At 61.6% G+C, this 24237-nt stretch carries 24 protein-coding genes and 1 pseudogene; 10 read left to right on the top strand and 15 right to left on the bottom strand.

Translation table 11 applies throughout. The features are described 5' to 3' along the window. Positions 1-2: 2 nt before the first annotated feature. Positions 3-929 carry an NAD(P)-dependent oxidoreductase gene (locus DTX69_RS28955; protein WP_119305076.1) on the bottom strand — a complete coding sequence of 309 codons (927 nt, stop codon included), beginning with the start codon at positions 927-929 and terminating at the stop codon, positions 3-5. Positions 930-1104: 175 nt separating this feature from the next. On the opposite strand from DTX69_RS28955, the gene DTX69_RS28950 reads away from it, so the two are divergent. Beyond that, positions 1105-2256 carry a M24 family metallopeptidase gene (locus DTX69_RS28950; protein WP_119305075.1) on the top strand — a complete coding sequence of 384 codons (1152 nt, stop codon included), beginning with the start codon at positions 1105-1107 and terminating at the stop codon, positions 2254-2256. Between the two features lie 39 nt (positions 2257-2295). Here the strand turns inward: DTX69_RS28950 and DTX69_RS28945 are convergent, their stop codons facing one another. From DTX69_RS28945 to DTX69_RS28890, 12 genes are all read right to left on the bottom strand, one after another. After that, positions 2296-3096 (bottom strand): transporter substrate-binding domain-containing protein, encoded by an 801-nt coding sequence (locus DTX69_RS28945; RefSeq protein ID WP_284736139.1) that lies wholly within the window; start codon positions 3094-3096, stop codon positions 2296-2298. A gap of 23 nt (positions 3097-3119) precedes the next feature. Further along, the gene (locus DTX69_RS28940) at positions 3120-3764 is read right to left on the bottom strand and encodes an amino acid ABC transporter permease (RefSeq protein WP_119305089.1); all 645 of its coding nucleotides are present in this window, start codon (positions 3762-3764) and stop codon (positions 3120-3122) included. 4 nt (positions 3765-3768) lie between these two features. After that, complete coding sequence (locus DTX69_RS28935) at positions 3769-4605, bottom strand: amino acid ABC transporter ATP-binding protein (RefSeq protein ID WP_119305073.1); 837 nt, start codon at positions 4603-4605, stop codon at positions 3769-3771. Between the two features lie 2 nt (positions 4606-4607). Beyond that, entirely contained in the window at positions 4608-5216 is a 609-nt protein-coding gene (locus tag DTX69_RS28930) for a DUF1989 domain-containing protein (RefSeq protein ID WP_119305072.1), read from the bottom strand. A gap of 10 nt (positions 5217-5226) precedes the next feature. Next, positions 5227-6111, bottom strand: coding sequence for an ectoine/hydroxyectoine ABC transporter substrate-binding protein EhuB (gene ehuB, locus DTX69_RS28925; protein ID WP_119305071.1), 885 nt, complete (start codon positions 6109-6111; stop codon positions 5227-5229). A gap of 151 nt (positions 6112-6262) precedes the next feature. Then, positions 6263-7690, bottom strand: a complete 1428-nt coding sequence (locus tag DTX69_RS28920; protein ID WP_119305070.1) for an aldehyde dehydrogenase family protein — start codon at positions 7688-7690, stop codon at positions 6263-6265. A gap of 23 nt (positions 7691-7713) precedes the next feature. Next, on the bottom strand, positions 7714-8325 hold the full coding sequence (locus tag DTX69_RS28915; RefSeq protein WP_119305069.1) for a thiamine pyrophosphate-dependent enzyme: 612 nt from the start codon (positions 8323-8325) through the stop codon (positions 7714-7716). Position 8326: 1 nt separating this feature from the next. Further along, positions 8327-8842, bottom strand: a complete 516-nt coding sequence (locus DTX69_RS28910) for a thiamine pyrophosphate-binding protein (RefSeq protein ID WP_284736138.1) — start codon at positions 8840-8842, stop codon at positions 8327-8329. Between the two features lie 24 nt (positions 8843-8866). Further along, positions 8867-9574 carry a 4-carboxy-4-hydroxy-2-oxoadipate aldolase/oxaloacetate decarboxylase gene (locus tag DTX69_RS28905; protein WP_119305067.1) on the bottom strand — a complete coding sequence of 236 codons (708 nt, stop codon included), beginning with the start codon at positions 9572-9574 and terminating at the stop codon, positions 8867-8869. Further along, positions 9571-10287, bottom strand: coding sequence for a PIG-L deacetylase family protein (locus DTX69_RS28900; RefSeq protein WP_119305066.1), 717 nt, complete (start codon positions 10285-10287; stop codon positions 9571-9573). The genes DTX69_RS28905 and DTX69_RS28900 overlap by 4 nt, the downstream gene beginning before the upstream one ends. A gap of 33 nt (positions 10288-10320) precedes the next feature. Then, positions 10321-11418, bottom strand: coding sequence for a 4-oxalomesaconate tautomerase (locus DTX69_RS28895; RefSeq protein WP_119305065.1), 1098 nt, complete (start codon positions 11416-11418; stop codon positions 10321-10323). Between the two features lie 7 nt (positions 11419-11425). Beyond that, positions 11426-12577 (bottom strand): pyridoxal phosphate-dependent aminotransferase, encoded by a 1152-nt coding sequence (locus tag DTX69_RS28890; protein ID WP_162917665.1) that lies wholly within the window; start codon positions 12575-12577, stop codon positions 11426-11428. A 311-nt stretch (positions 12578-12888) separates the two neighbouring features. Here DTX69_RS28890 and ehuB (DTX69_RS28885) point away from each other — a divergent pair, with 311 nt between their 5' ends. From ehuB (DTX69_RS28885) to DTX69_RS28860, 6 genes are all read left to right on the top strand, one after another. Continuing rightward, positions 12889-13743, top strand: a complete 855-nt coding sequence (gene ehuB, locus DTX69_RS28885; RefSeq protein WP_162917664.1) for an ectoine/hydroxyectoine ABC transporter substrate-binding protein EhuB — start codon at positions 12889-12891, stop codon at positions 13741-13743. A 141-nt stretch (positions 13744-13884) separates the two neighbouring features. Then, complete coding sequence (ehuC, locus tag DTX69_RS28880) at positions 13885-14547, top strand: ectoine/hydroxyectoine ABC transporter permease subunit EhuC (RefSeq protein ID WP_119305062.1); 663 nt, start codon at positions 13885-13887, stop codon at positions 14545-14547. Next, positions 14547-15197 carry an ectoine/hydroxyectoine ABC transporter permease subunit EhuD gene (ehuD, locus tag DTX69_RS28875; RefSeq protein ID WP_119305061.1) on the top strand — a complete coding sequence of 217 codons (651 nt, stop codon included), beginning with the start codon at positions 14547-14549 and terminating at the stop codon, positions 15195-15197. Before ehuC ends, ehuD begins: the two co-directional genes overlap by 1 nt. Beyond that, entirely contained in the window at positions 15194-15964 is a 771-nt protein-coding gene (gene ehuA / locus DTX69_RS28870; RefSeq protein WP_119305060.1) for an ectoine/hydroxyectoine ABC transporter ATP-binding protein EhuA, read from the top strand. The genes ehuD and ehuA overlap by 4 nt, the downstream gene beginning before the upstream one ends. A 24-nt stretch (positions 15965-15988) precedes the next feature. Further along, positions 15989-16204, top strand: coding sequence for a hypothetical protein (locus DTX69_RS28865; RefSeq protein ID WP_119305059.1), 216 nt, complete (start codon positions 15989-15991; stop codon positions 16202-16204). Continuing rightward, the gene (locus DTX69_RS28860; RefSeq protein WP_119305058.1) at positions 16185-17588 is read left to right on the top strand and encodes an amidase; all 1404 of its coding nucleotides are present in this window, start codon (positions 16185-16187) and stop codon (positions 17586-17588) included. Before DTX69_RS28865 ends, DTX69_RS28860 begins: the two co-directional genes overlap by 20 nt. Positions 17589-17597: 9 nt before the next feature. Here the strand turns inward: DTX69_RS28860 and DTX69_RS28855 are convergent, their stop codons facing one another. After that, positions 17598-18479 carry a LysR substrate-binding domain-containing protein gene (locus DTX69_RS28855; protein ID WP_119305057.1) on the bottom strand — a complete coding sequence of 294 codons (882 nt, stop codon included), beginning with the start codon at positions 18477-18479 and terminating at the stop codon, positions 17598-17600. Between the two features lie 127 nt (positions 18480-18606). On the opposite strand from DTX69_RS28855, the gene DTX69_RS28850 reads away from it, so the two are divergent. The 3 genes from DTX69_RS28850 to DTX69_RS28840 all read left to right on the top strand — a co-directional run bounded on the left by DTX69_RS28850 (position 18607) and on the right by DTX69_RS28840 (position 23566). Beyond that, complete coding sequence (locus DTX69_RS28850; RefSeq protein ID WP_119305056.1) at positions 18607-20268, top strand: hydantoinase B/oxoprolinase family protein; 1662 nt, start codon at positions 18607-18609, stop codon at positions 20266-20268. After that, positions 20268-22373, top strand: coding sequence for a hydantoinase/oxoprolinase family protein (locus DTX69_RS28845; RefSeq protein WP_119305055.1), 2106 nt, complete (start codon positions 20268-20270; stop codon positions 22371-22373). Before DTX69_RS28850 ends, DTX69_RS28845 begins: the two co-directional genes overlap by 1 nt. A gap of 320 nt (positions 22374-22693) precedes the next feature. Beyond that, a complete protein-coding gene (locus DTX69_RS28840; protein WP_119305054.1) occupies positions 22694-23566 on the top strand; it encodes a PhzF family phenazine biosynthesis protein in 873 nt (290 codons plus the stop codon). Between the two features lie 455 nt (positions 23567-24021). On the opposite strand, the pseudogene DTX69_RS30880 reads toward DTX69_RS28840, so the two are convergent. Beyond that, positions 24022-24237, bottom strand: a pseudogene (locus DTX69_RS30880) (transposase); the annotation flags it as partial.

The raw sequence follows: 24237 nt of genomic DNA, 5'->3' as shown, positions 1-24237 counted from the left end.
GTTCATTGTAGTTTGTCGCGGCCAGGCATGCCGTCGCCATGAGCGGATGCCGCCAGAATGAGATCAAGCGTGCGAAGCCAGTCTTCGTCGCTTCTCTTCTTGAGCTCTGGATGCGCGTCAGAAAGGTCCGCAGCCCAGTCCTGCCGATGCGCGGTTGCATGCGCCATGGATGGCTCTAATCCGGTCTCCTGGATCGTGCGCGCCACTTCGCGCATCTCCGCCGCCCGGCGGCGCCCATGCACGAGCGAACGGCCAATCTGATAGGCGGCAAACCTGTTCCAGTCGGTTCCGGGAAACGTGTCGTGGAGCGAGGATAACACCCGTTCTTCCACGCCGTGCGCACGCGCCGACAGGAATGCCTCCGCGCACAATGCCTCGATGCCCTTGATAATGACGCTCCGGCACATCTTGGTCGCCGATGCGAGTCCGATTCGCTCCGAAACGATCTCAAGGTTCATCGGAAATCGGGCGAGCGAATCGATGACCGCCTTCGACTGTGCGCCAGCGAGGAGAATTGGAACACCAAGTCCGCGAGGCGGCACCGGCGCCATGATCGCGCCATCGACGTAGGCAGCTCCGCCGCGCTCGACCAACGCCGCACTTCTCGATTTGGTGCCAGGTGAAACTGAGTTGAGGTCGACAAGAATCTGCCCTGGCCGTAGGTAGGTGCCGGCCTCGCGCGCCACATCGAGGGAGGCGGCCGCGGTCACCAGTGACAGCACTAGCTTCGCGCCGGTCGAAGCCTCGGCGGCAGAACCCGCCAAGCAGATGCCTGCATCGCCGGTCCAGGCTGTTCGCTTTCTGAATTCGTCACTCTGCCACGCGCTGTCATAGGCGCGGACCGCCGCCTTTTCAGACATCGCTCTCGCGAAGATGGATCCTGCCTCTCCAAGGCCGATCAGGCAGACTGTATTGTCTCGGTTGACCATGATTCTGATAGGGATGGATTGACAAACAGATTGTTATCAATTTGGAGCACAAAGTCAAATCTTCCATTGAACAAGCCGGGTCTTTTTGCCTCTAAGCTTTGAGATTCTTCGCAATAAATTGTTGACAATTTTGCCAACTAAAGTTTGGATAGCGTCTTGAACTGAGGAGGTTCGGATGCCGCTCCACTTTACGGCTACGGAATTCGCCGCCCGCAAGGCGGAGACGCTTCGTCGAATGGCAGCAGATGGTCTGGATGGACTGCTGATGTTCCGTCAGGAGAGCATGTACTACCTGACGGGCTACGACACGTTCGGTTACGTGTTCTTCCAATGCCTGTTCCTCAAGTCAGACGGCCGCATGACGCTCCTGACGCGTGCACCCGATGCTCGTGTCGCCCGCTACACGTCCAATATCGAAGACATTCGCATCTGGGTGGACCGGGTGGATGCCAATCCGACAGGTGAGCTGCGTGAAATCCTGCGCGCACAGGGCTGCTCGGGGAAGCGACTGGGCGTCGAGTGGGACGCCTATGGCCTCACCGCGCATAACGGCCGCTTGTTGACCGCGGCCCTCGAAGGCTTCTGCCACCTAGAGGATGCATCGCTTCTGGTCACCCGGCAGCGGGTCGTCAAGCGACCCGAAGAAATCGTCTATGTCCGCAAGGCGGCCGTGCTGGCTGACCGGGCGCTTGACCAGGCACTAGCGCTGGCGCGGCCCGGTGTCTTCGAAGGCGATATTCTCGCCGCGCTGCAGGGATCGATTTTCCGCGATGACGGGGACTATCCCGGTAACGAGTTCATCATCGTGTCCGGACCCGCGGCGCATCTCGGGCGCTACTTCGCGGGGCGGCGGCATGTCGCGGCCGGAGAGCAGTTGACGCTGGAGTTCGCCGGTGTCTTCCGTCACTACCACTCATGTCTGATGCGGGTGATCACCATCGGCAAGGCGACCGCCCGGCAGAACGAGATCCATCACAGGGCCATGGACGCGCTGGAAGCCAGCTCGAATGCCCTGCGTCCCGGAGAGCCCGTTGGCAATGTCTACAATGCCTATATCGGGACGCTTGAACGGGCGGGTTTCACAAAGAACAACCTCAACGCCTGCGGTTACAGTCTCGGCACGACCTTCTCGCCCAACTGGATGGATTGGCCGATGCTCTATCGCGACAATCCGGTGATCGCCGAGCCAGGCATGGTGTTCTTCATGTTTCTCGCGATCACCGACGACAAAGGCGTCACCGCTGTTCCCGGCGAGACATTCCTTGTGACGGAATCCGGATGCGAGCGACTTGGAAAGTCTGCAATCACCAACGCCACGGAGAGCTGAGCCGGCGGGGAGGACACGTCACCCTCCCCGCTCCCCATCTCACAGATTGCTTCTGATGGGATTCTTCGGCGCGGCATCGAAGCTCAGAAAGTCTGATGTCAACTTCGCATAGGTGCCATCTGCTATCATGTCGGCGATGGCTTGGTTGATCGCCTTGACGAGGCCTGGCTTTCCTTTCTTGATGGTCCACGCCTTCTGCAGCGTGCTCAACGGCGTTTCAACCAGCCGAAGAGGCGCGCTCGACTGCTTTATGTTGTAGGAGGCGGAGATTCCGTCGGTCACGATTGCGTCAATATTGCCATTGACCAGGTCCTGAAATGCATCCGACTCCGACTTGTAGGTCTTGAGTTCACCGGGATTGAGGGGCTTGGCAAGATCGCCCCACGTGGAAGCGGCGAGCACGCCGACCGTTTTTCCCGCGATGTCGCCTGGTGCCTTCACGGGAGAGTCGTTGGGCACCACCAATCGCGCGCCGGATTCGATCCATCCATCGGAGAAAGTCACGCGCTGCTTGCGCTCCTCCGTGATGTCGAGCGGAGATCCGATGACGTCGAACTGGTTCGCTTCCAGCCCGATCAGCAGCGAATCGAACTTGAGAAGGACGGGTTTGTATTCGAGGCCGAGACGTCGTGCGATCTCGCGCATGAGCCGAACGTCGATGCCGTCGAGCTGGCCTTGATCGTTTTGCATGCTGAAAGGCGGATAGGTGCCTTCGGTTGCGGCCGAAAGCTGGCCTGGCACCAGGAGTTCGAGATCGTCGGCGCGGGACTGACCTTGCGCTATGGCCAGAATTAAGCTCGACGCAATGACACAATGCTTCAGCATTCTTTGGAAACGCATGGTCTTCCTCCCTCTCATGAGTGTCAGCTTCTCACTGCGTTTCGTGCCTCCAAGAGTGCGGAAGCGCGGGTCAGCAAGGTGGTCAGCAGCAGATAGATGAGCGCCGCAAGGATGTAGAACTGGAACGGTTGGAACGTCTTGGCGATGACGATCTGAGCGTGAAACGTCAGCTCCACCACCGTGATTACTGACAGGAGCGACGTGTTCTTAAGTGTGGCGACCGCCTCGTTTGTAATGGCGGGCAGGATGATGCGGGCGACCTGCGGAAGGATGATCCGCCGGAAGGACTGCGCGTGGCTGAGGCCGAGAGCGATAGGCGATTCGTATTGCCCTTTTGGTATCGCCATCAGACCCCCGCGGATGATCTCCGCGACATAAGCGCCGCTGTTAAGGCTGAGAGTGATGACACCAGCCACGAAGGGCGACATCGAAATGCCGAACTGCGGAAGCCCGAAATAGACCGCGAAGATCTGGATCATCGCTGGCGTGCCGCGTACGAACCAGATGTAGAGGTCGCAAGGTACCCGCAGGATTGCGATACGAGACCGCTTACCCAACGCGGCCACCAATCCGAACCCCCAGCTGAGCAGAATAACCAGAACGGCGATCTCGATCGTGAGCCAGGTCGCATACAGGAATCCAGGGAGCGAGGCGAATACTGACTGCACCGACCTACGCTCCCGCACTTAGATCTTGAGCGACGCGAGCTTGCCCTGACTGTATCTCGGCAACCGTGACCGCCGGCCCAATAACGGGCAGTGTCCGACTGAGGAACCGTTGTGTGCGCGCCTGCCGCGGGTGGTTGAGGACGACGTGCGAGGGTCCCTCCTCGGCGATCACCCCGCCGTCAAAGAAGATGGTGCGGGTGCTGACCGACCGGGCAAAAGACATCTCGTGCGTCACCGCCAGCATTGTCATGCCTTCCGCGGCGAGACTCGCCATCAGGTTCAGAACTTCCCCGACGAGTTGGGGATCCAGGGAAGATGTCACCTCGTCAAACAGCATCAGCTTCGGCTTCATGGCGAGGGATCGGATGATTGCGACCCGCTGCTGCTGGCCACCAGAGAGGCGCGAGGGAAAGGCGTCCCGCTTTTCCGCGAGACCAATCCGCCGCAGGAGGTCCTCGGCCTCAGCAACGGCCTCGTAGCGCGGAACGTTCTTCACGATCATCGGTGCTTCGATAATGTTCTCGATGACCGTCTTGTGGGGCCAGAGATTAAAGCTCTGGAACACCATGCCGATCTGGGAGCGCAGCCATTGTAATTGCTTCTCGCGTCGCCAGCCCCAGCCCTCCTCGCCGTACTCGACTGGCTTTCCGTCGAAACAGAGTTCTCCGCTTGTCGGCGTTTCCAGCAGGTTGAGGCAGCGCAGGAAAGTGCTCTTGCCCGAACCGCTGGCACCGATGATCGCGACTACTTCACCCGGCGCGATATCGATCGAGATGCCGTGCAGGACCTCGAGAGAGCCGTAAGACTTCCGCAGATTGCGGACCTGTAGGAGCGGCTGCATCGCTATGCGCCCGCGAGAACCCGGTAATGGGCATCGCTTGGCGTCAGTGTGGGTCCGTTGATCGGTGTGATGTCCTGCGGGCAGCTGGAGAACACCATCAACAGGTCCATTTCGGCGGCAAGCTGGACGGAATCCTTTGGCCTGGACACCGGCGCGCTGCGGAGAACCTCGCCGTCGGGACCGACCCGCACGTTCATAAACAGGTTAAGTGGGCTCGGCACGCCGGATGGAACCGCACCATGCTCCTTCAGCGCTTCCAACAGATTGTCCTGGCAATTCCGGTGATAGCTTGTGCAGCCAAGTTCGGTGTAGACCGCCTGGTTGCAGGCGCAGAGCAGGATATCGTGGCGGCCGGGCGAGGTGTCCTTGAGGAACCGCAGGATCGGTCGCCGCTGGCTGCTATACAGCCGGTCACCGGCCTTTACATAGATGCGGCTATTCACCGAGCGCGTGTGCTCCATGGACATGGCTTCGGAGATGTCGTCGGCATTGAAGGCCCAGGTGTCGAGCACCTGGTTGCCGTGGGTGTTGATCACCTCGATCACTTCGCCCCGGCGAAGCGGTACGGCCTTGCCATGGCGTGCGGGAATGAGCCCTGACAGATCAGTCATCGGTCCCACCTCATCCAGCGCAGATCTTGGAGGTGGTCACCCCTTCGGGAATCATGTCGTCCTTCGAGAACCCGTATTTGGACATGATCGCCGTGAACTCGGGCGAAGCCCGAAATACGCTGAGGTGCTGGTTGATTTCCTGGAGCAAGTCCTGGTCCTCCAGCCTGACCGCAAAGCTTGCAAAGCCATAGCGGGGCTTTCCGTTCTCGACCGGCTGCTCGAACGGAGAGGCGCGCTCCAGACCAGAATTAGCGCCCAGTGCTTGGAGCTCGCTTTCCAGGATCGAGGCCGGGTTGGCGAAGCCGTCGACGCGGCCAGCCTGGACCGCCGCATAGCCGCTCCGGTCGTCGGGTACCGGAACGAGCTGCTCCGGTCTGACGCCAAGCGCTTGGGCATTCTCGGTGATGCCGGTTCCGCCAACCGTGTAGGCGAGCTTGATTGACTGGTCTTTGGCCACGTCGGCGTAGCTGTGGATGTTGCGCGGGTTTCCGACTTTGACCGCAACTCCGTCACCAAGAATGTACAGCGGCTCCGCGAAAGCAACCTGGGTGCACCGGTCCGGCTTGATGTAGATGGACGACGTGACGAGATCGAAGCGCTTGGCCTTCAGACCGGGAATGAGGCCGCCGAACGTCGTCAATCCGCCATCAAAATCCTTGACCCCCATCTGGTCGAAGATGTGATGGAGCACTTCGATCACGACGCCCGTCAGCTGGCCGTCGGGCGTGGCATATGCAAACGGTGCCTCGTTTGTGAAGCCGAGGCGGATGACGCCTTGTGCCTTAATCTTCTCCAGAGTGGTTTCGGCGTTCGCTGCGCGATCCATTGCGCCAGTGCAAAGGATCGCGATGCACGCCACCGCGGCACCGCACTGCAGGCGAAACTTGGCAGTCATGGGTCCTCCCGACCGTTGTGTCCGGCCCTTAGTCCGGGTCCGGAGCGTCGTCGCATTCACGGCGCTCTTTGTTATCAATTATGATATCTAGATTGTTAGCAATATTGTTGGCCGAGTCAAGGCTGTTTGAACGTTTGGCGGCAGGGCGAGTTCAGCAGGTGACGGTAATGAGGCGCTCTTCGGTGTATTCGCGGATCGCGTATGCCGGCCCTTCCCGGCCGAAACCGCTGTCCTTCACTCCGCCGAACGGCATGGCATCGGCGCGGGCGCTGGAGGTTTCGTTGATATGGACCGCCCCGAACCGGAGCGTCCGGGCTGCCTTCAGCGCATGTCCGATATCTCTGGTGAAGACGCCGACAGAAAGGCCATAGGGGGTGTCGTTGGCACCGTGGACCGCTTCTTCGAGCACTGTGAACGGAATGACCGACAGGACTGGACCGAATATCTCTTCGTCCATCACCCGCATTCCCGCCACGGTCCCTACCAAGATGGTCGGAGCATGAACCGCGCCAGACCTTTGCCCGCCGCACCGAATCTCAGCCCCGGCTAGCGCGGCTTGCCGTACCACGCTTTCGACCCGGACAGCGGCGTCCTCTGAAATCATCGGACCGACCCGCGTTTTTGCATCGCGCGGGTCGCCAGCCGGCATCGCGGCTGCGATCGCGATGATCCGCTCCAGGACATCCTCATAAATTGGCGCCTGGACGTAGAGGCGCTGCACCGATGTGCAAACTTGGCCGGCCTTCCGAAATGCGGCGTTCGCGATTTTGGGAAGGGCCAGATCGAGATCTGCATCGCCGCAGACGATGGTGCTTGCGATGCTACCGAGCTCGAGCTGAGTGCGCCGCAGACCTGCCGCGTTCTGAATGAGCCGTCCGACCCTGGTGCTTCCGGTGAACGTATAGAAACCAATATCCTGCTCGGCCAGCAGCGCCTGCGCGGCTTCGCCATTCTGGTCGTGCAGCACGCCGATGAGTCCCGGCGGCAATCCCGCATCGATCAGCAGGCGAGCCAGCAGCACCGCGGTTTTCGGCGTGTGGCCGGATGGCTTCACGATGACGGCGTTTCCGGCCGCGAGCGCGGGCGCGATCTTGTGCAGCACGACATTCAGCGGCGAATTGAACGGCGTGATGGCGCACACGATGCCGATCGGCGTCCTCATCGTAAAGGCGATCCGTTTCTCCTGGCCGGGCGAGGCATCGAGGGCAACCATGTCGCCATGCAGCTGGCGCGCCTGCTCGGCGCAAAGACCAAGGGTCAAGATCGCCCGGTCGATCTCGCTTGCCGCATCCGAAAGGGTAAAGCCCGCTTCCGCGACCAGCGTGTCGGAAAACAGCGGACGGCGTGCCTCCAGCAGGCGCGCTGCATCTGACAGAATGGCAAATCGCCGATGCGGCGGCGGCACCGTGCCGGCGAAAGCGCGCCTGGCAGCGGCGACCGCTTGAGTGACATTGTGGGCATTCGCCGTTTCGACCTCGGCGAGCTCGGTGCCCAGATATTTGTCGCGGAGCGTGAAAACGCTGCCGCCCGGCTCGTCCTGGCCATCAATGAGAGATCGGATCCGGGATTCTATTGCCATCGCCCGTCCAACTGCATGAGAGATCAGGAACGGGTGCCAAGTCCCCGCATGAAGGTGTCGCGGATCCAGGCGGGATCGCGGTCAGTAGTTGCCCGTCCTGGCGCTTCGTCGATCTTCGCCGCGATAAGATGCGGCCGGTCTCCGATCAGGGCGTTGTCCAGGAGCTCCTCGAAGTGGGCGGTGTTCTCCGCCCAGCGGCTTTCGTTAAGGCCACAACCACGGGCGATCGTCACCAGATCTGCGCCGTGATGCGTTGCGGCCTTCTGTCCGCCGGTAATTTGATAAGAACCGTTGTCCATCACTAGCAGCGTCAGGTTAGCAGGGCGCCGCTCCGCGATGGTCGCAAGGCAGCCGAGCTGCATCAGCAGCGATCCATCACCCTCGATCGCGACGACGCGACGCCGAGGCTGGGTCAGTGCCAGGCCGAGGGCGATGGGGAAGCAGAGACCCATGCTTCCCAGCATGTAGAAATTCTGTGGACGGCGCCCGGTAGCCCACAGATCGAAATTGTTGTTACCGATGCCGCCGACCACAGCCTCGTCGCTTCGCAGCCTGGCAACCAGCCGTGAAGTCAGATCGAAGCGGCTCATGAGTACTTCCTGCGCGCCACTCGCGGCGGTCTGGCGTGCCGTCATCTCAGGCCTCCTGGCGTTTGGCGTGTGTCAGCAGCGGAGAGAGAATGAAGGCTGCGGGTTCCTGCGTCGCAATTGCCTGATTGACCGTGCGATCGACGATGAAGTCGATCTCATCGCGACGAGAAAGCGTATGGTGCTCGATGCCGAGGGCAGTCAACATTGGCCGCATGCTGCGGCATACCATGGCCTGGCCCACATTGAACTCACCCAGCGTTCCCCGCTCCGAAATCATCATGAGCAAGGGGATTCTGTAGGGCAGCGCCAGCGAGGCGAGCACGTTGGCGAGGGTCGCGAACCCGCTGGTCTGCATGAGCACGATGCCGCGCATCCCACCCATCCATCCGCCGCACACGATGCCGGCGGCCTCTTCCTCGCGGGTGGGGCAGAAGGTCGTGAAATAGCTGTCCGCCTCCAGCGCGCGGATCAGCGGCGCGAGGACCTTGTCCGGCACGTAAGTCACGAGCCGGACCTCGTTGCGTTTCAGGACGGCGGCGACGGTGTCAAACCAGCGGGCCACGCTTGCTCTCCTGATGTTTCCAATCTACTGCGGCATGTCGCCAAGCTCGCCCGCATCGTCGAGGTAGACGAGACCCGCCTTGGCGAGCGCATCCCGCATGCCGTAGATGTCGAGCCCGAGTTCCCCGGCGGCAAGGCGCCGCCGGACCCCCTTCTCCTTGGCGATGCGCGCGTCGCACTTGCCGGCGACATCCGCCGCCATGGCGCGGGAAACAAAGACGACTCCGTCATCGTCGGCAACAACCGCGTCACCCGGACTGACAGCGACCCCGGCAACCACCACGGGCACGTTCACGGCCCCGAGCGTCGCTTTCACGGTGCCCTGTCCGCTGATGCAGCGCGACCAGACGGGAAAGCCAAGTTCCTTCAGCGCGGCCACGTCGCGGCAGCCCGCATCGATAATGAGGCCCCGAACACCACGCGCCCGCAACGACGTCGCAAGCAGCTCACCGAACATGCCGTCGTAATTGTCCGAACTGACAGCGACCACCAGCATGTCGCCGGGCTGACACAACTCGACTGCGACGTGGATCATCCAGTTGTCACCGGGCCGTGCCAGGACCGTCACGGCACTCCCATGCGCGGATGCGCCGGACCAGGCCGGACGAAGATAGGTCTTGGCGAGGCCCGTCCGGCCCTGGGCCTCATGGACGGTCGAGACGCCGGCAGCACCGAGGCGCGCGAGCACTGCGGCATCGGCCCTCTCAATGTTCCTGATTGCGACCGGCCTCATCCCAGCTGCTCCACCAGATCAGGGAAGACGCGCTGATAGGCTTCGCCGTAGGTCACCTTGCGGCCGGTGTTGCGGGCGGCCTGGTTGCCGCGCTGCAGGGCAACGCGCGTATAGTATTCCCAAAGATGCTCCTGCGCCGACATGCACTCGAATGCCGCGCGCTTCTTCTCCCAGACCGACCCGATGTCGAGAAAGACTTCCGGACGCCACTTGCACTGTTCCGGCTGATGAGGCTCGAACAGATAGACAGGCGGCGCCCCCAAGACTTTTTCACCGGGCTTGTGGCCATGCGCCTGCGCAACGATACGCGCCTCCTGCGCGATATGCGATGCGAGCGGATGGTCAAAATTGTAAGGATCTTCCAGCGAGTGCGAGAGCACGAAGGTTGGCTGCAGTTCGCGGAAATGGTCGACTAGCGTGAAAACCACCTCTCGGCCGGCAGTCAGCGGATAGTCGCCGCAATCAAGGAATACGGCTTCGCAACCCAGAATCTCCGCGGCCATCTGCGCTTCCTTGCGACGCGATGACTTGACCCGGTCCTCCGTCATACCCTGCTCACGCCAAAGCTTGGCGGATTCACCACGCTCGCCGTAGGAAAGGCAAACGACACGGACGTGGTACCCCATGGCCGCATGCAGTGCGATCGCACCACCCGCGCGCCAGACGAAGTCCGCTGAATGGGCGCTCACGACAATTCCAGTCTTTGCCGCCATGCGGCCTCTCCTTTCAAGCTTTGATGTTCTGTTTCATCTGTGCCGCTGGGGCCAGGCCGATCCCGGAACGGCGACCGTTCCGGCGAAAAGCCGCCGCGCGGTCCGAAGCAGGGCGGCTTTGAGAACTTCGGGGCCGCTTTCCGTCATGTGGATATCGAGCTCTACAGTGAATTCGCCGCTGGGATGTTCGATCGACAGCCTGCCGTTCGCAGGCACCACTGCCATGCCGTCGGCGATCGAGCCCTTCAGCGCGCAGGCGGTGGCGACGGTGACCGCTCCGAGAACGCCGATGCTGGCGTGACAAACATGCGGGATAAAGGTGCGTGTGGAGATGGCGCCGCCGTGGCGCGCCGGCGCTATCAGCGTCATTTTTGGCACCGGCTTGGAAGAGACGTCTCCCAAATTCATCTTCGGTCCCGCTGCGAGGCGGATGCGCTCCAGCCTGGCAGCGAGGACGAGATCGGCATTCAGTTCGTCCCTCGTCTCATAACCCGAGATGCCCAGCGCATCGGCGCGGAGGACCACCACCGGCATTCCGTTGTCGATGAGCGTGCAAGGAATGCCGTCGACGACATCCACTGATCTGCCGCTCGGCAGGAGCGACCCGCACACGGAGCCGGCGGTATCGCGGAAGGAAATCAGGATTGGAGCGTACGCACCGGGGACGCCGTCAATCCGGGCCGTTCCATTGTAAGTTAGTTCGCCGGCCGGTGTCTCCACAGTGATGTCGGCAATCGTCCCGGTATTGATGGTGAGGACCCGCGCCTTCGTTGTGCCGGACGCCGGAGCGATGAGACCTCGCTCGATCGCGAAGGGGACGACTGCCGCCAGCAAGTTGCCGCAGTTGGGTGTGGTGTCGACCAGCGCCTTGTCGATGCTGACCTGAGCGAACTGGAACTCGAGATCCACGTCATCGCGCTTCGATTGCGTGACGATTCCGACCTTGCTGGTAAGCGGATCGGCGCCGCCGACGCCGTCGATCTGACGGATGTCCGGCGAACCAAGTGCCGCGAGCAGCACCGCGTCCCGGGTTGGAACGTGGGATGGAAGGTCTGACGCGACGAAGAACGGGCCCTTCGAGGTTCCGCCTCGCATCAAAGTGCATGGAATTTCGATCAGGCCTGCAGTCATGAAAGCCTCAGCGCACGCCCATGGTTTCGATTCGACGAAGCGCTTCGTCGATCTCGGCATCCGGAGCCGTCACGGTGAGGCGCAGATGCCCGCTCCCTGCCTTGCCGAAGGCGGATCCCGGCACCGTTGCGATGTCGTGTTCATCGAGCCACCGGGCAGCGAGAGCGCGGTCGTCCGCATCGACATGCGGGAAGAGATAGAAGGATGCTCCTGGCGCCTTGCATTCAATGCCAGGAACGGCGTTCAGACGCGCTGCGGCTTCCTGCTGGCGACGCCGAAACACGGCGCGGTAGCCCGGAATCACGTCGTCGTAGATCTGCAGTGCCTTTAGCCCGGCGGCCTGCACCGCGCCGGGGACACAATAGATTGAATGTTGGATGAAGCGGCTGACCGGCTTGGCCAGTTGAGGTGGGACGGCGAGATATCCGAGACGCCATCCGGTCATCCCGAATGTCTTGGAGAAGCTGTCGACCACAAACGTAATCGGGCGGCCCTTGGCCGTCGCCTGCGGCGTGGGGAAGGCGCCAGCATGGACCAGATCGGAATAGACCTGGTCGAACACGATCCAGAGATTATGACGTTCTGCGAGCGCGACTAATCCATCAATCTCGCTCCGCTGCAGGACGCGGCCGGTCGGATTGACGGGCGAATTCACGATGACGGCAACGGTGCGATCCGTGAGCGCCGTCTCCATGGCCGCCAGGTCGAGTTGGTCCAGCATGGGCAGAAGGACGGGCGTCCCGCCGCAAAGCTGGACGCATGGACCGTAGCTGACCCAGCCCGGTTCCGGAACCAACACCTCGCACTCCGGTCCAACGATACTCATGAGCGCGGTGAGAAGGGCGAACTTGCCTCCCGGCGTCACAATGATGTCCGCGTCCTCGTAACTGGCGCCGGAACGCCTGTTTTCGTGCAAGGCGAGAGCCTGCCGCAGGTGCGCGTCACCGAGCACCGGGCCGTAGCGGGTGTTTCCGGCTTTCAGCGCACCATGGGCAGCCTCGATGATCCGAGGATCCGTTGGAATGCCCGGATCGCCACTGGCCAGGGAGAGAATACGCCGGCCCGCAGCCCGTGCCGCCCGCACCTTCTCTGTCATTTCGACGGTCGCGGACGGGCGCAACGAGGACACGCGATGCGCAATCGAGCGTTCTCGGGCCATTCGATCCTCCGTGCCTGCGCTTCGTATGGGCATGGTTTGAAGTCAGTCATCATTTTTGTCAACAATTTTTTGCATCACGGTCAAATGACGCCGGCAGTGGACAGCAATCCATAAGCAGAGATATCATGTTATATATCAAGTATATAAGCAGAGATCGCGGTTCAGATTTGTGACGTGGCTTGACAAAGGTGACAACATTGTTATCAATATTGCACCACAAGTCGTCGAACGATCCGCGCAGAGAACCAGCGGACGCGACGCCAACAGGAAAGGGGAGGTTGATGTCTAAAACATTCTTCACGAAAGCCGGAATGGTCGCCGCAGCGATGAGCGCAACGCTGGCCCTTGCGTCTGTCTCAGGTTCGGCACTGGCGGATGACACCTTGGCTAAAGCGAAAGAGACCGGCACGCTGCGGGTCGGATTCGCCAACGAAACTCCGTTCGCCTACGCGACGCCAGACGGAGAGCTCACCGGGTTCGATATCGAAGTACTCCGGCACATCCTCGGCGACATGGGTATCAAAGATCTGGACGGAGGCCTGACCACTTTTGGCGGGCTCATTCCAGGCCTGGTCGCCAAGCGCTTCGATCTCGTCACCTCGGCCATCTACATCCGACCGGATCGTTGTAAGCAGGTGGCGTTCGGCGAACCGCTCTATGTGCTAGGCGACGCGATTGCGGTGAAAGCCGGGAATCCGAAGAAGCTACACAGCTACGCCGATATCGCGGCTGATCCGTCGATCAAGCTCGCGAATACCGCCGGCGGCACCGGTCTCCGGGACAACGCCAAGGCGCTCGGCGTCAAGGATGAGCAGATCGTCATTATTCCCGATGACACCAGCGGTTACACCGCCGTCAAGACCGGCCGCGCCGACGCCTATGTCAACGTCGCAATCATTCTCGAGACCCAGCTGCGAAATCTGAACGACCAGAGCCTGGAACGCGCCACACCATTCGAGCAGCCTATGGTCGACGGCAAGCCGCGTTATGGCGTTGCCAGCTTTGCCGTGCGCCGCGAGGACGTCAACCTTCTCGCCGAGTTGAACAAGCGTCTTGTGGCGTTCCGTGACACGCCGGCATATGCCCGACTCATGGACAAATACGCGCTCACCCCGGACGACGCAGTGAAGCCCGGCATGACCACCGAGAAGGCGTGCGCCGAATAGCCCATTGAACCTGCGGGCGCTCGGAAGGCTGAAACATCGCTTCGCCTTTCGAGTGCCGGTTCATTCGTATAGAGGTGACCGCCAATAGCGAGAGTGCCCTATACTGGAGCCGCCCTGTATGGACGGCGGGAGGCCTGCCCAATGTCACTGATTTATGAAGCGCGCTGGGTCCTCCTCGAAGGCGCCTTGAATACGATCATCATCACGCTGGCGGCAAGCCTGCTCGCGGGTGCAATGGCATTTTCAGCGGGGCTGGCGCGCCTCTCCAGCATCGCAGCCGTCCGGTGTATCGCCCTTGTTTACATCGAGGTGTTCAGAGGCGTCGCCTTGCTGGTTCAGTTGTTCTGGATGTTCTTCGTGCTGCCGTTCTTCGATATCCATCTGGAGCCGATCACAACCGCGATCCTCGCCATTGGTCTGTGCAATGGAGCCTACGGCGCCGAAATCGTGCGAAGCGCGATCTCCGCAGTGCCACGTGGCCAACGGGAAGCGGCGTGCGCGCTCAATTACACGCGGCTGCAGACGCTTTGGCGGATCGTCGTGCCGCAGGCCATTCCGATGATGTTGCCGCCCTTCGGCAACCTGATGATTGAGTTGCTCAAGGTGACTGCCCTAGTGTCGCTGATCACCGTTCATGACCTGTCGTTCCAAGCCCTTACCCTACAGCAGACCACCATGCAGACGGCGGCACCCTTTACCGCTGTCCTGGTCGGCTATTTCCTGATCGCCCTCGTCATAACCGGCATCTTCCGTCTTGCTGAGCGGCGTGCAGGAGTCGGGCTCGATCGGGGAGGCTTGCGCTGATGCCGTTCGATTTCGAGTTCGCGAAATCCATCCTGCCGCACCTGCTCGAAGCTTCGGTGATCACGATCGCAGCAACCTTCGTGTCCTTTGCAATCGCGCTGGTGATTGGCCTCTTCCTTGCCCTAGGGTTGCGCTCCAGGTTCGCGCTCGTGCGCCGGGGCATCTGGGGCGCCACGCAGTTCATCCGTTCGACCCCGCTCCTGGTCCAACTCTATTTCCTTTTCTTTGTACTGCCCGAGATCGGCATCACCATGCCGCCGTTCCTGACGGGGGTGATCGGCCTTGGCGCGCACTACAGCTGCTACATCGCCGAAGTCTATCGTGCGGGGCTCGAATCGGTTCCCAAGGGACAGTGGGAAGCCGCCGTCGCCCTGAACTACGGCAGGTCCCGAGCGATGACCGAGATCATCCTTCCGCAGGCGATTCCCCCGATGATTCCCGTGCTCGCCAACTACATGATCACGATGTTCAAGGATACCCCCGTCATGGCTTCCATTACCGTCATCGAACTCATGCAAACGGCGAACATCATCGCATCGGAGCGATTCCTGTATGTCGAGCCGATGACCCTCGTCGGCCTCATCTTCCTCGCGCTGAGCCTCGTTGCGTCCTTCGGTGTGCGTCTGATCGAGGGGAGATTGGTGCGATGAGCCCGATCATAACGCTCCGGGATGTACGGAAGACCTTCGGCCCGCTGGTTGTCCTGGACGGCCTCAACATGGAGGTCCAGCGCGGAGAGAAGGTGGCGCTGATCGGGCCTAGCGGCTCCGGCAAGTCGACCGTGCTCCGGACGATCATGACGCTGGAGACGATCGATGGCGGTGAGATCGAGATCGACGGCGAGTCGCTCTGGCACATGAAGCGGGGGAGCCGAGTCGTACCGGCCAACGAGGCGCACCTCCGACGGATGCGCTCGAAGGTCGGCATGGTTTTTCAGCAGTTCAATCTGTTTCCGCACTGGACCGTGCTCAAGAATGTCATGAATCCCGTGCGGACGGTGCTTGGCCTGCCGGAGCCGGAGGCGCGGGCGCGCGCCGAGGAACTGATCGCACTCGTCGGCCTGCAGGATAAGGTCAATCAGTATCCTGGGCGGCTCTCAGGTGGACAGCAGCAGCGAGTCGCGATCGCGCGTGCGCTGGCGTTCAGGCCAAAAGTAATGCTGTTCGACGAAGTGACGTCGGCGCTCGATCCTGAACTGGTCGGCGAGGTGCTGAATGTTCTGCGCATGCTGGCCCATGAACATGACCTGACCATGATCATGGTAACGCACCAGATGGGATTCGCCCGCGAAATCTCGGACCGTATTCTGTTCTTCGAGCATGGCCGGATTGCGGAGGAAGGGACGCCCGAGAAGGTGTTCAACTGCCCGACCAACGATCGCACGCGCGCGTTCCTGACCGCCGTGCGTCAGGCATGACCGGCCATGGAAAGTGCGCCTGATATGCAAAATGACCTTCACGCCATCGCCAGGCTGCAGGGGCTGACGCAGGATCAGTGGCTTACCGATCGCGTTGCGACACTCGCCCGGGACACGAACGACCTGGTGCGCGCGATCGCGGCGCGGGAACTTGAGCTCGGCCAAGCGCCCGGCGACTTCGCCGGCTTGCTGTTGGAAGCGGCGCAGAGGGCGCAGTCCGATGCAGATTCTGGATCTTGAGCTCGGCGAGCTGGCGGCTCGCATCTCCGCCGGAGACATAAGCGCGCGCGCTGCGACGCTGGCCTCCCTCGAGGCGCTCGACCGGGCCGGCCGTGCGCTCAACTGCACCGTGGAGATTTATGCCGAAGAAGCGATCGCCGCCGCGGAAGCCGCCGACCAGGATCTGGTGCGTGGTCGAAACCACGGCCGCCTCCATGGCGTGCCGATGGCCCACAAGGATCTGTTCGACGTCGCCGGCCGCGTTGTTGCTGCCGGTTCGAAGATTCGAAAGAGCTATCGGGCGGGAAGCACGGCAAGCGCGATCCGCAGCCTTGCGGAAGCTGGCGCGATCAACGTGGGCGCGCTGCACATGTCGGAACTGGCGCTCAGCCCGACCGGATACAATCAGCATCTCGGTCCCTGCCGGAATCCCTGGAACCCGGATTTCGTCACCGGGGGATCATCGAGCGGATCGGCCGCGGCCGTTGCAGCGCGGCTCATTCCAGCCTCCCTTGGTTCCGATACCGGAGGATCGGCCCGGATACCAGCGGCCGCGTGCGGGGTCACGGGCCTGAAGCCGACCTATTCCCTGGTTGCGAAGGACGGCGTGACGCCCCTCGCCCCTTCGCTCGATTGCGTCAGTCCGATCGCCCGCTCGGCAGCAGATTGTGCGCTGCTGCTCGATGTGATTGCCGGCCCGCGTGCCGCCGATCCCGCAACCACGAACGCTCCGCGCGTCAACTATTCGAAGGCGATTGGGATGGCCCGCAAGGCCTACCGGATCGGGGTCTTGCCGTCGCGCCTGCTGCGTGGGGTGGATAGCGAGGTGGTGCAAGCCCTCGACCAGACGCTGGCTGTCTTTCGCCGCCTCGGTATGCGTATTGAAGAAATCGACATCGATGGCTTCGATACTCTCAACGTCCTCAACCGCACGGTACTGGTGATTGAAGCCGCGACATTGCACCGGCGCGACCTCGCGGAGCGGCCGAACGATTTCTCGGGTCATGTACGGAGTCGGCTCCAGACTGGCTTGTTCCTGCCAGCGACCCGATATCTGGAAGCGATCACGTTGCGCGGAAAGCTGGCGCGGCAATTCGTCGAGCGGGCGTTTGCGACAGTCGACCTAGTGTTCATGCCGTGCCTGCCAATCCCGGTTCCCGCGATTGCATCTGATCCGGAAGGTGTCAGCGGGACAGGCAGCGCTGACATCATGGACTTTACCAGAGCTATGAATTACCTGGGCGTTCCAGCCATCAGCATTCCCGCAGGCTTCACGTCGAGCGGCTTGCCGGCGAGTTTCCAGCTGGTCGCGCGTCATTTCGAGGAAGCGCGCCTTCTTGCTGCCGCGCACTGGTATCAACAGGAGACCGACTGGCATCGCCGTCAGCCGCCGGCGAGCACTTAGCGCTTGCCGCTAGAGCAAGTCGAGAAAAGCCTTGACCAGCTTGGTGGGTTTGGGCGCCCGGGTCAACACCGCAACGGCCACGGTGGCCTTGCACCGCGCGAGCGCGCGTACGCGGACATCGGCATGCACCAGACGACCCAGCGCGTTGGGAACGATGGCGATGCCAAGCCCCGCCGCAACGAGTCCGATCATGGTGGTGTTTGCGTTCGCCAGCTGTCCGATACGGGGCTCGAAACCTGCCTTGTTGCAAAGCTCCACGACCAGGCGTGGCAGGGTCGTGCCCATCCTGTCCCCATAGAATACGAATTGCTCTTCCGCCAACGCCTGGATCGGAAGTGGGCCCTTGACGCGATTCAATCGGTGGTCATGCCTTAGCGCGACGACCAAGGGCTCGTTCACCAAAACGCGCGACATCAGGCCGGTAGGAACGACAGGGCTCGCCATGCTCCGGACGAGGGCGATGTCCTCGCGTTCCTCCAGCAGGGCCACCGGCTGCTCGCTGCTTTCGACCTCGTTCAAGACAAGCTGCACGCCCGGATAGGTTTCACGAAACGCGCGGATGGCCCGGGATACTTCCGGCACCAGCGGGGCCGATGGAAAGAAGCCAATTCGCAGCTCGCCAAGCTCGCCCCGGTGGGCTTTCCGCGCGACCTCTCCTGCCCGCTCCGCCTGGCGTATCACTGCCCGTGCCTCCGGAAGGAACAGCCGTCCTGCCTGCGTCAGGGTCACGCGCCTATTGGTCCGCTCGAACAATGTGGTGCCAAGCTCAAGCTCCAGCAACCTGATCTGCTGGCTGAGCGGTGGCTGCGAGATATTCAGGCGCTCAGCCGCGCGTCGGAAATGCAGCTCTTCCGCGACGGCGATGAAATATCTGAGGTGACGAAGGTCCATTCGTCAATCATATCAAATCTGACATAATAAGTATTATACAATATCAATCGGGAGCAGCAATCTCACCGTAGGGGTTGGGATAAGCCATATCGCGCCACAGCCCAACCCGCGATCCGCGGAGCGCTGCATGACCGACCATTCCATCGAAAACTTCGACCCGATCTCCCTGGAGATTTACTGGAGCCGGCTGATTTCCATTGCCGATGAGGCGGCCACCAGCCTGGTGCGGACCGCCTTCTCGACCATTGTCCGGGAATCGAACGACTATGGCACGGTCGTCATGGACCGGAACGGCGACAGCATCAGCGAGAACACCGGCGGCATCGCGTCCTTCTCGTGCATTCTGCCGCGCACGACCAAGGCGTTCCTCGCGAAGTTTCCGGCGGAGACCTGGCGTCCGGGCGATGCCGTGATCACCAACGACCCTTGGCTGGCGACCGGTCATCTGCCGGATTTCACGATCGTGTCTCCCATCTTCCACGACGACCGCCTTGTAGGTTTCGCCGGGTCGATCTCCCACTCCCCCGATGTCGGAGGGTCGCTGTGGTCGGCGGATTGCCAGGAGATTTTCGAGGAAGGCATTCGCATCCGGCCTGCCCATCTGTTGCGTGGCGGCGCGTGGAACGAGGAATTTCTCGACCTGTTGCTGGGGAATGTGCGGCTACCCGAACAGGTGTTCGGCGATCTGGGCGCACAGGTCGTCGCGAACGACGTAGCGGCGCGGCGCGTCGGTGATTTCCTCAGCGACACCAAGCTGCGCGACCTGCAGACGCTGTCAAACGCGTTTCACAGCCGCTCCGACGACGCGATGCGGCGCGCGATCGCTGGAGTTCCCGATGGCGTCTATAGCGCCATTTTGGAAGCAGACGGCTTCGATGACCAGACCACCAGGATCGTATGCTCAGTCGCCATCAACGGTGACCGCATGCATATCGACTACGAAGGAACCTCGCCGCAGGTTAACCGCGGCATCAATTGCGTTCTCAACTACACCCACGCCTACTCTGTCTATCCCATCAAGTGCGCGCTCGACCCGTTGTCGCCGAGGAACGAAGGCTCGTACCGCGCCATCACGGTCAGCGCACCGGGACGGTCGATCCTAAATCCGGTATTTCCGGCACCCTGCAACGCGCGGCAACTGACGGGGCACCTCCTTGCCGGGGTCATCTACAGGGCGCTGGCTGAGGTGCTGCCGGAGAAGGTCATCGCCGATTCTGGCGGCGCCCCGAGCATGCGTGCCGTGTTCAGCGGCCTCAATCGGGAGCGTCAGGCTTTCTCGCAAGTCCTGTTCGCGAGCGGTGGCATGGGCGCGGCGCCGCATAAAGACGGCCTCTCGACGACGGCTTTTCCAACCAACGTCGGGGCGGGCAGCATCGAGGCATATGAGAACGTCGCTCCCCTCCTGGTGTGGAAAAAGCTGCTGCGGACCGACAGTGGCGGCGCCGGAAAATTTCGTGGAGGTCTCGGCCAAGAGATCGAGGTGGAATTGCGCACCGACACCCCCGTCCGAATGTCGCTGCTGGCGGACAGGACCAAGTATCCGGCCAGCGGATTGCTGGGTGGTCAATGCGGCGGCCCATCCGAAATCCTGTTCGAAGATGGCACGAAACCGCATCCGAAGTCGCGAACCACGGTTGCCGCCGGTCGCAAGGTGACGCTGCGCTACGCCGGTGGTGGTGGATACGGTGATCCCCGGTCCCGCGATCGGGCCGCCGTTCTCGCCGATCTGGAGAACGGCTACATCTCGGTCGATGCCGCACGGCAGATTTACGGACAGGAGATCGCGTGATGGCGACGACGAGGCAGCGCTCCGCCCGCATCGGCGTTGATGTCGGCGGCACCTTTACCGACCTGGTGCTGCACGACCCTGTTCGCAAGCTTGCGCGCACGGGCAAGCTCCTGACGACGCCGGAAGATCCTAGTATCGCCATCGTCGCCGGCATTTCCAGGATTCTCACAGAGGCAGGATTGCAACCTGCCGATCTCCACAGCATCGTCCACGGCACAACGCTTGTCACCAACACCATCATCGAGCGGACTGGCGCAACGGTCGGCCTCATCACGACCGCCGGATTTCGAGATACAATCGAGATCGGGCGCGAAACCCGCTACGATCTCTACGACCTGTTCCTCGAACTGCCGCCCGTGATCGTTCCACGGTCTCGGCGTTTGGAGGTGGCCGAGCGCGTGACCGCCGATGGCGACACGCTTGTTGAACTCGACGAACGCGGATTGGTGGAGGCATCGCGCCGGCTGGTCGAGGAGAGCGGTGCCGAGGCCTTGGCGGTTTCGTTCATGCACGCCTATCGGGCTCCGAACCACGAGCGCCGGGCCGCGCAGATCATTCGGGAGCTCTATCCGACGTTGCCTCTTAGTCTGTCATGCGAGGTCGCGCCCGAGATCCGGGAGTTCGAGCGGACGACAACGACCTGCGCGAATGCCTACGTACAGCCGTTAATGCACAAATACCTCGATAAGCTCGAGGCAAAGCTGGAACAGCTCGGTTTCAGGGGACGCCTCTACATCATGCTGTCGAGCGGCGGCATCACGACGCCCCAGGAAGCGAAGGCCTATCCAATTCGCCTCATCGAATCTGGCCCGGCAGCGGGCGCGATGGCGGCTTCGTTCATATCCAAGGTTGCTGGCCTCAATCGCGTGATCTCCTACGATATGGGCGGAACGACTGCGAAGATCTGCCTGATCGAGAATTGCATGCCTGATCACAAGTTCGATTTTGAGGCAGGACGCGTACGCCGGTTCCAGAAGGGGTCGGGCATGCCGTTAAAGGTTTCAGTGGTCGACATGATCGAGATTGGAGCAGGCGGTGGCTCCTTGGCGCGGGTGGATCCCGCATCGAAGCTGCTCAAAGTGGGGCCCCGCAGTGCCGGGTCAGTTCCCGGGCCGGTCTGCTACGGGCGCGGCGGCGAGGAGCCTACGGTGACCGACTCGGATCTCGTCCTTGGCCGTCTTGATCCCGGCTATTTCCTTGGCGGCGAGATGAAACTTGACCTCGATCACGTTCGCCGCGCTTTCGCGGATAAGATCGCCCCTTCGGTCGGGCTTGGAGATCAGGAGGCGGCCCTGGGCGTCCAACGCATCGTCGACGAGATGATGGCGGCTGCCACCCGCATGCATCTTGCTGAAAAGGGCAAGGATCCCCGCGACTACACAATGATCGCGTTCGGCGGCGCAGGTCCGGTGCATGCTTTCAACCTCGCCCGTCTGCTCAAGGTCAAGAGGATCGTGGTGCCCCTCGGAGCAGGCGTGGCGTCGGCCCTCGGCTTCTTGGTTGCGCCCCCGGCCACGGACATGGTGCGCACGCAAATCTCTGCTCTCGATAAGGTCAACTGGTCCGAAATCAATTCCCTGTTCGCGGACATGAGAGCCGCGGGGCTGCGGCTGCTGTCTGACGCCGGCGCCGATCCCGACCAAGTTGCCTACCGGCCGACCGCCGACATGCGACACCGGGGCCAGGGCTTCGAGATCTCGGTCAGCCTGCCGAGCCTGGTTCTTTCAGACAGCGACCTCGATACGATCCGCGCAAAATTCTTCGAGGTCTACAAGGCACAATTCGGCCGAGCCCTCGAAGGCAGTCCGATCGAGGTGGTGAATTGGCGTTTGGCGTGCACAGCGCCGAGCGTGAACATCGATATCGGCGAGGGCAGAGAACGGACCGAACAGAGCCTTGAACTCGCTCGGCGCGGCGAGCGCGACGTGCTGTTCGAGGAGAAGGGCTGGTTGGCGTGCGCGGTTTATGACCGATACAAGCTTCCAACTGGATGCGTCTTCATCGGCCCGGCGCTGGTGGAGGAACGGGAATCGACCTGCGTTATCGGTCCTGGCTCAAAGGCTCACATCGACAAATCCGCCAATCTCATCATTGAGATCGAATGATGAGCGACTCCGCTGCATACTGGCCGGGCTAGCACGGCTCTCTCAACGATGGTCTGAAGTTCGTGGATATTGAGGTAAGGGCACCAAACTCTTGATCGGTGGTACATCTTGGCTTGCCTGGATGAATGCAGCCTTTGGGCTTGATGGAGCACAAGTCCTCAAGTTGTTTGCGCCGCGGTATCATTGGCGCCGCAGTGTTCGCCATCGTCCTGCTGCGCAACGTCGAGCATCACGACGATCGCATAGCCGACCAAATTGAGACGCGCGTTCCTAGTCCCGTCACGTAGGCAGAGTTACACTCGAAGAAGGAGAAAAGGCGAATGTTGGAGTTGGTGGCCGGCCTGATCGACGTATTTGCGGATGAACCCCTGACCGGCAATCCACTTGCCGTTGTAGAGGATGCTGATGATCTCTCCGAGACTCAGATGCGGCGGATCGCCGGCGAGTTCAATCAGGCAGAAACGACCTTTATCATGCGCAGCCACAGAGCCGATCGAAAACTACGTTCCTTCACCACTAGCGGCGCGGAGGTAGTCGGGGCTGGCCATAATGCTCTCGGCGCTTGGCTCTGGCTCGCCGAGCAGGGCAAGCTCGGCACATTGCACTCTCCGAGCACATTCCGGCAGGAGATCGGCGCCGATGTCTTGCCCATCGCAATGATGACCGTCGGCGGACGCATCGTTGGCGTAATGCGGCAGGCGCCCCTCACACTATTGCCAGCGCTGAATGACGTCGTGCCCCTCGCTCAAGCGCTCAGCCTTCCGGTGAGCGACATACTGACATCGCCGCCACCACGCCCGGCAGACACGGGAGTTGCCCACTTGCTGGTGCGGGTACGCGATATCACCTCGGTGGACAGTGCTAAACCGGCGGCCGACGCACTTCTGAGCATTCTCCGCGCCGCAGGCGCCGAAGGCTGCTACATTTATTCTCACGATCCCGCCTCGCCAGAAGAAGCATATGCGCGGTTCTTCAATCCGACCGTTGGCCTTTGGGAAGACGCAGCCACTGGGACTGCTGCGGGGCCGCTTGCGGCTTACCTCGCGCAGGAGGGCGTGCTCCCAAAAGGCAAACTCGCGATTGAGCAAGGCACGAAAATGGGCCGCAAGAGCATCCTGAAGATCCAACTTACGCCCGATCCCGAACTGTCAGGTACCGGCGTTGTCGTGATGCGCGGAACCATCCGGCTCTAGCCGCAGGCGCCTTGATGCGGACGAAAGGGTGCCTTTCTGCCAAGGTTGGGGTCAAGGTTTCGAATCCCTTCGCCCGCTCCATTAAAGATCGTCGACTTGCTTCCCCCGCCCTGGCCTGGACAGCGCGGCGAAGCCATCGCGGTTATGATCCGCGCACTCGACGGCGGTCCGGATTTTCCGCCCCAGTCAATTTCCTTGCCGGTTGAAATCTATCCGCCCGAAAATCTCTGATTCGAATTCCGACTCAACTGCGATTCTAAGCTGGGCCGAAAAGACTCGATCGGACTGTCATCTATGGGTCTTGGTCGTGTGGAAACGCTGCCGCAAGGTCTCAGGCGGTCGTGGTTATCAGAGGATTTGGGGATTTTCGGCGCGAACAGCCGCCATTGGCGTGTGAGAGCCACTGTAAGGCATCTGGGCCGTCCAGTCGGCCAGAGGGTGGCGTAGAGAGCCAGCTATGCCACGATCGTTGCGATGAGCGGTTTGACGCCGACGATGTTCATCACCCGCGTCAGATTGTAGGCGAGCACGGAGAGTGCCATCTCGGTGGCGACTTCGGCAGGGTCTTCATCAAGAAGTGGGTGGCTCCCATCCGGGCCTTGATCGTGCCGAATGGATGTTCGACGGTTTCGCGCCGCTGACGCATCTTCTCCGGGTGCTCATCGAGCCGG

Source organism: Dongia deserti (assembly GCF_003574735.1).
Classification (GTDB): domain Bacteria; phylum Pseudomonadota; class Alphaproteobacteria; order Dongiales; family Dongiaceae; genus Dongia_A; species Dongia_A deserti.
The sequence above is the reverse complement of the archived record's forward strand: the minus strand, read 5'-3'. Positions and strand labels throughout refer to the sequence as shown.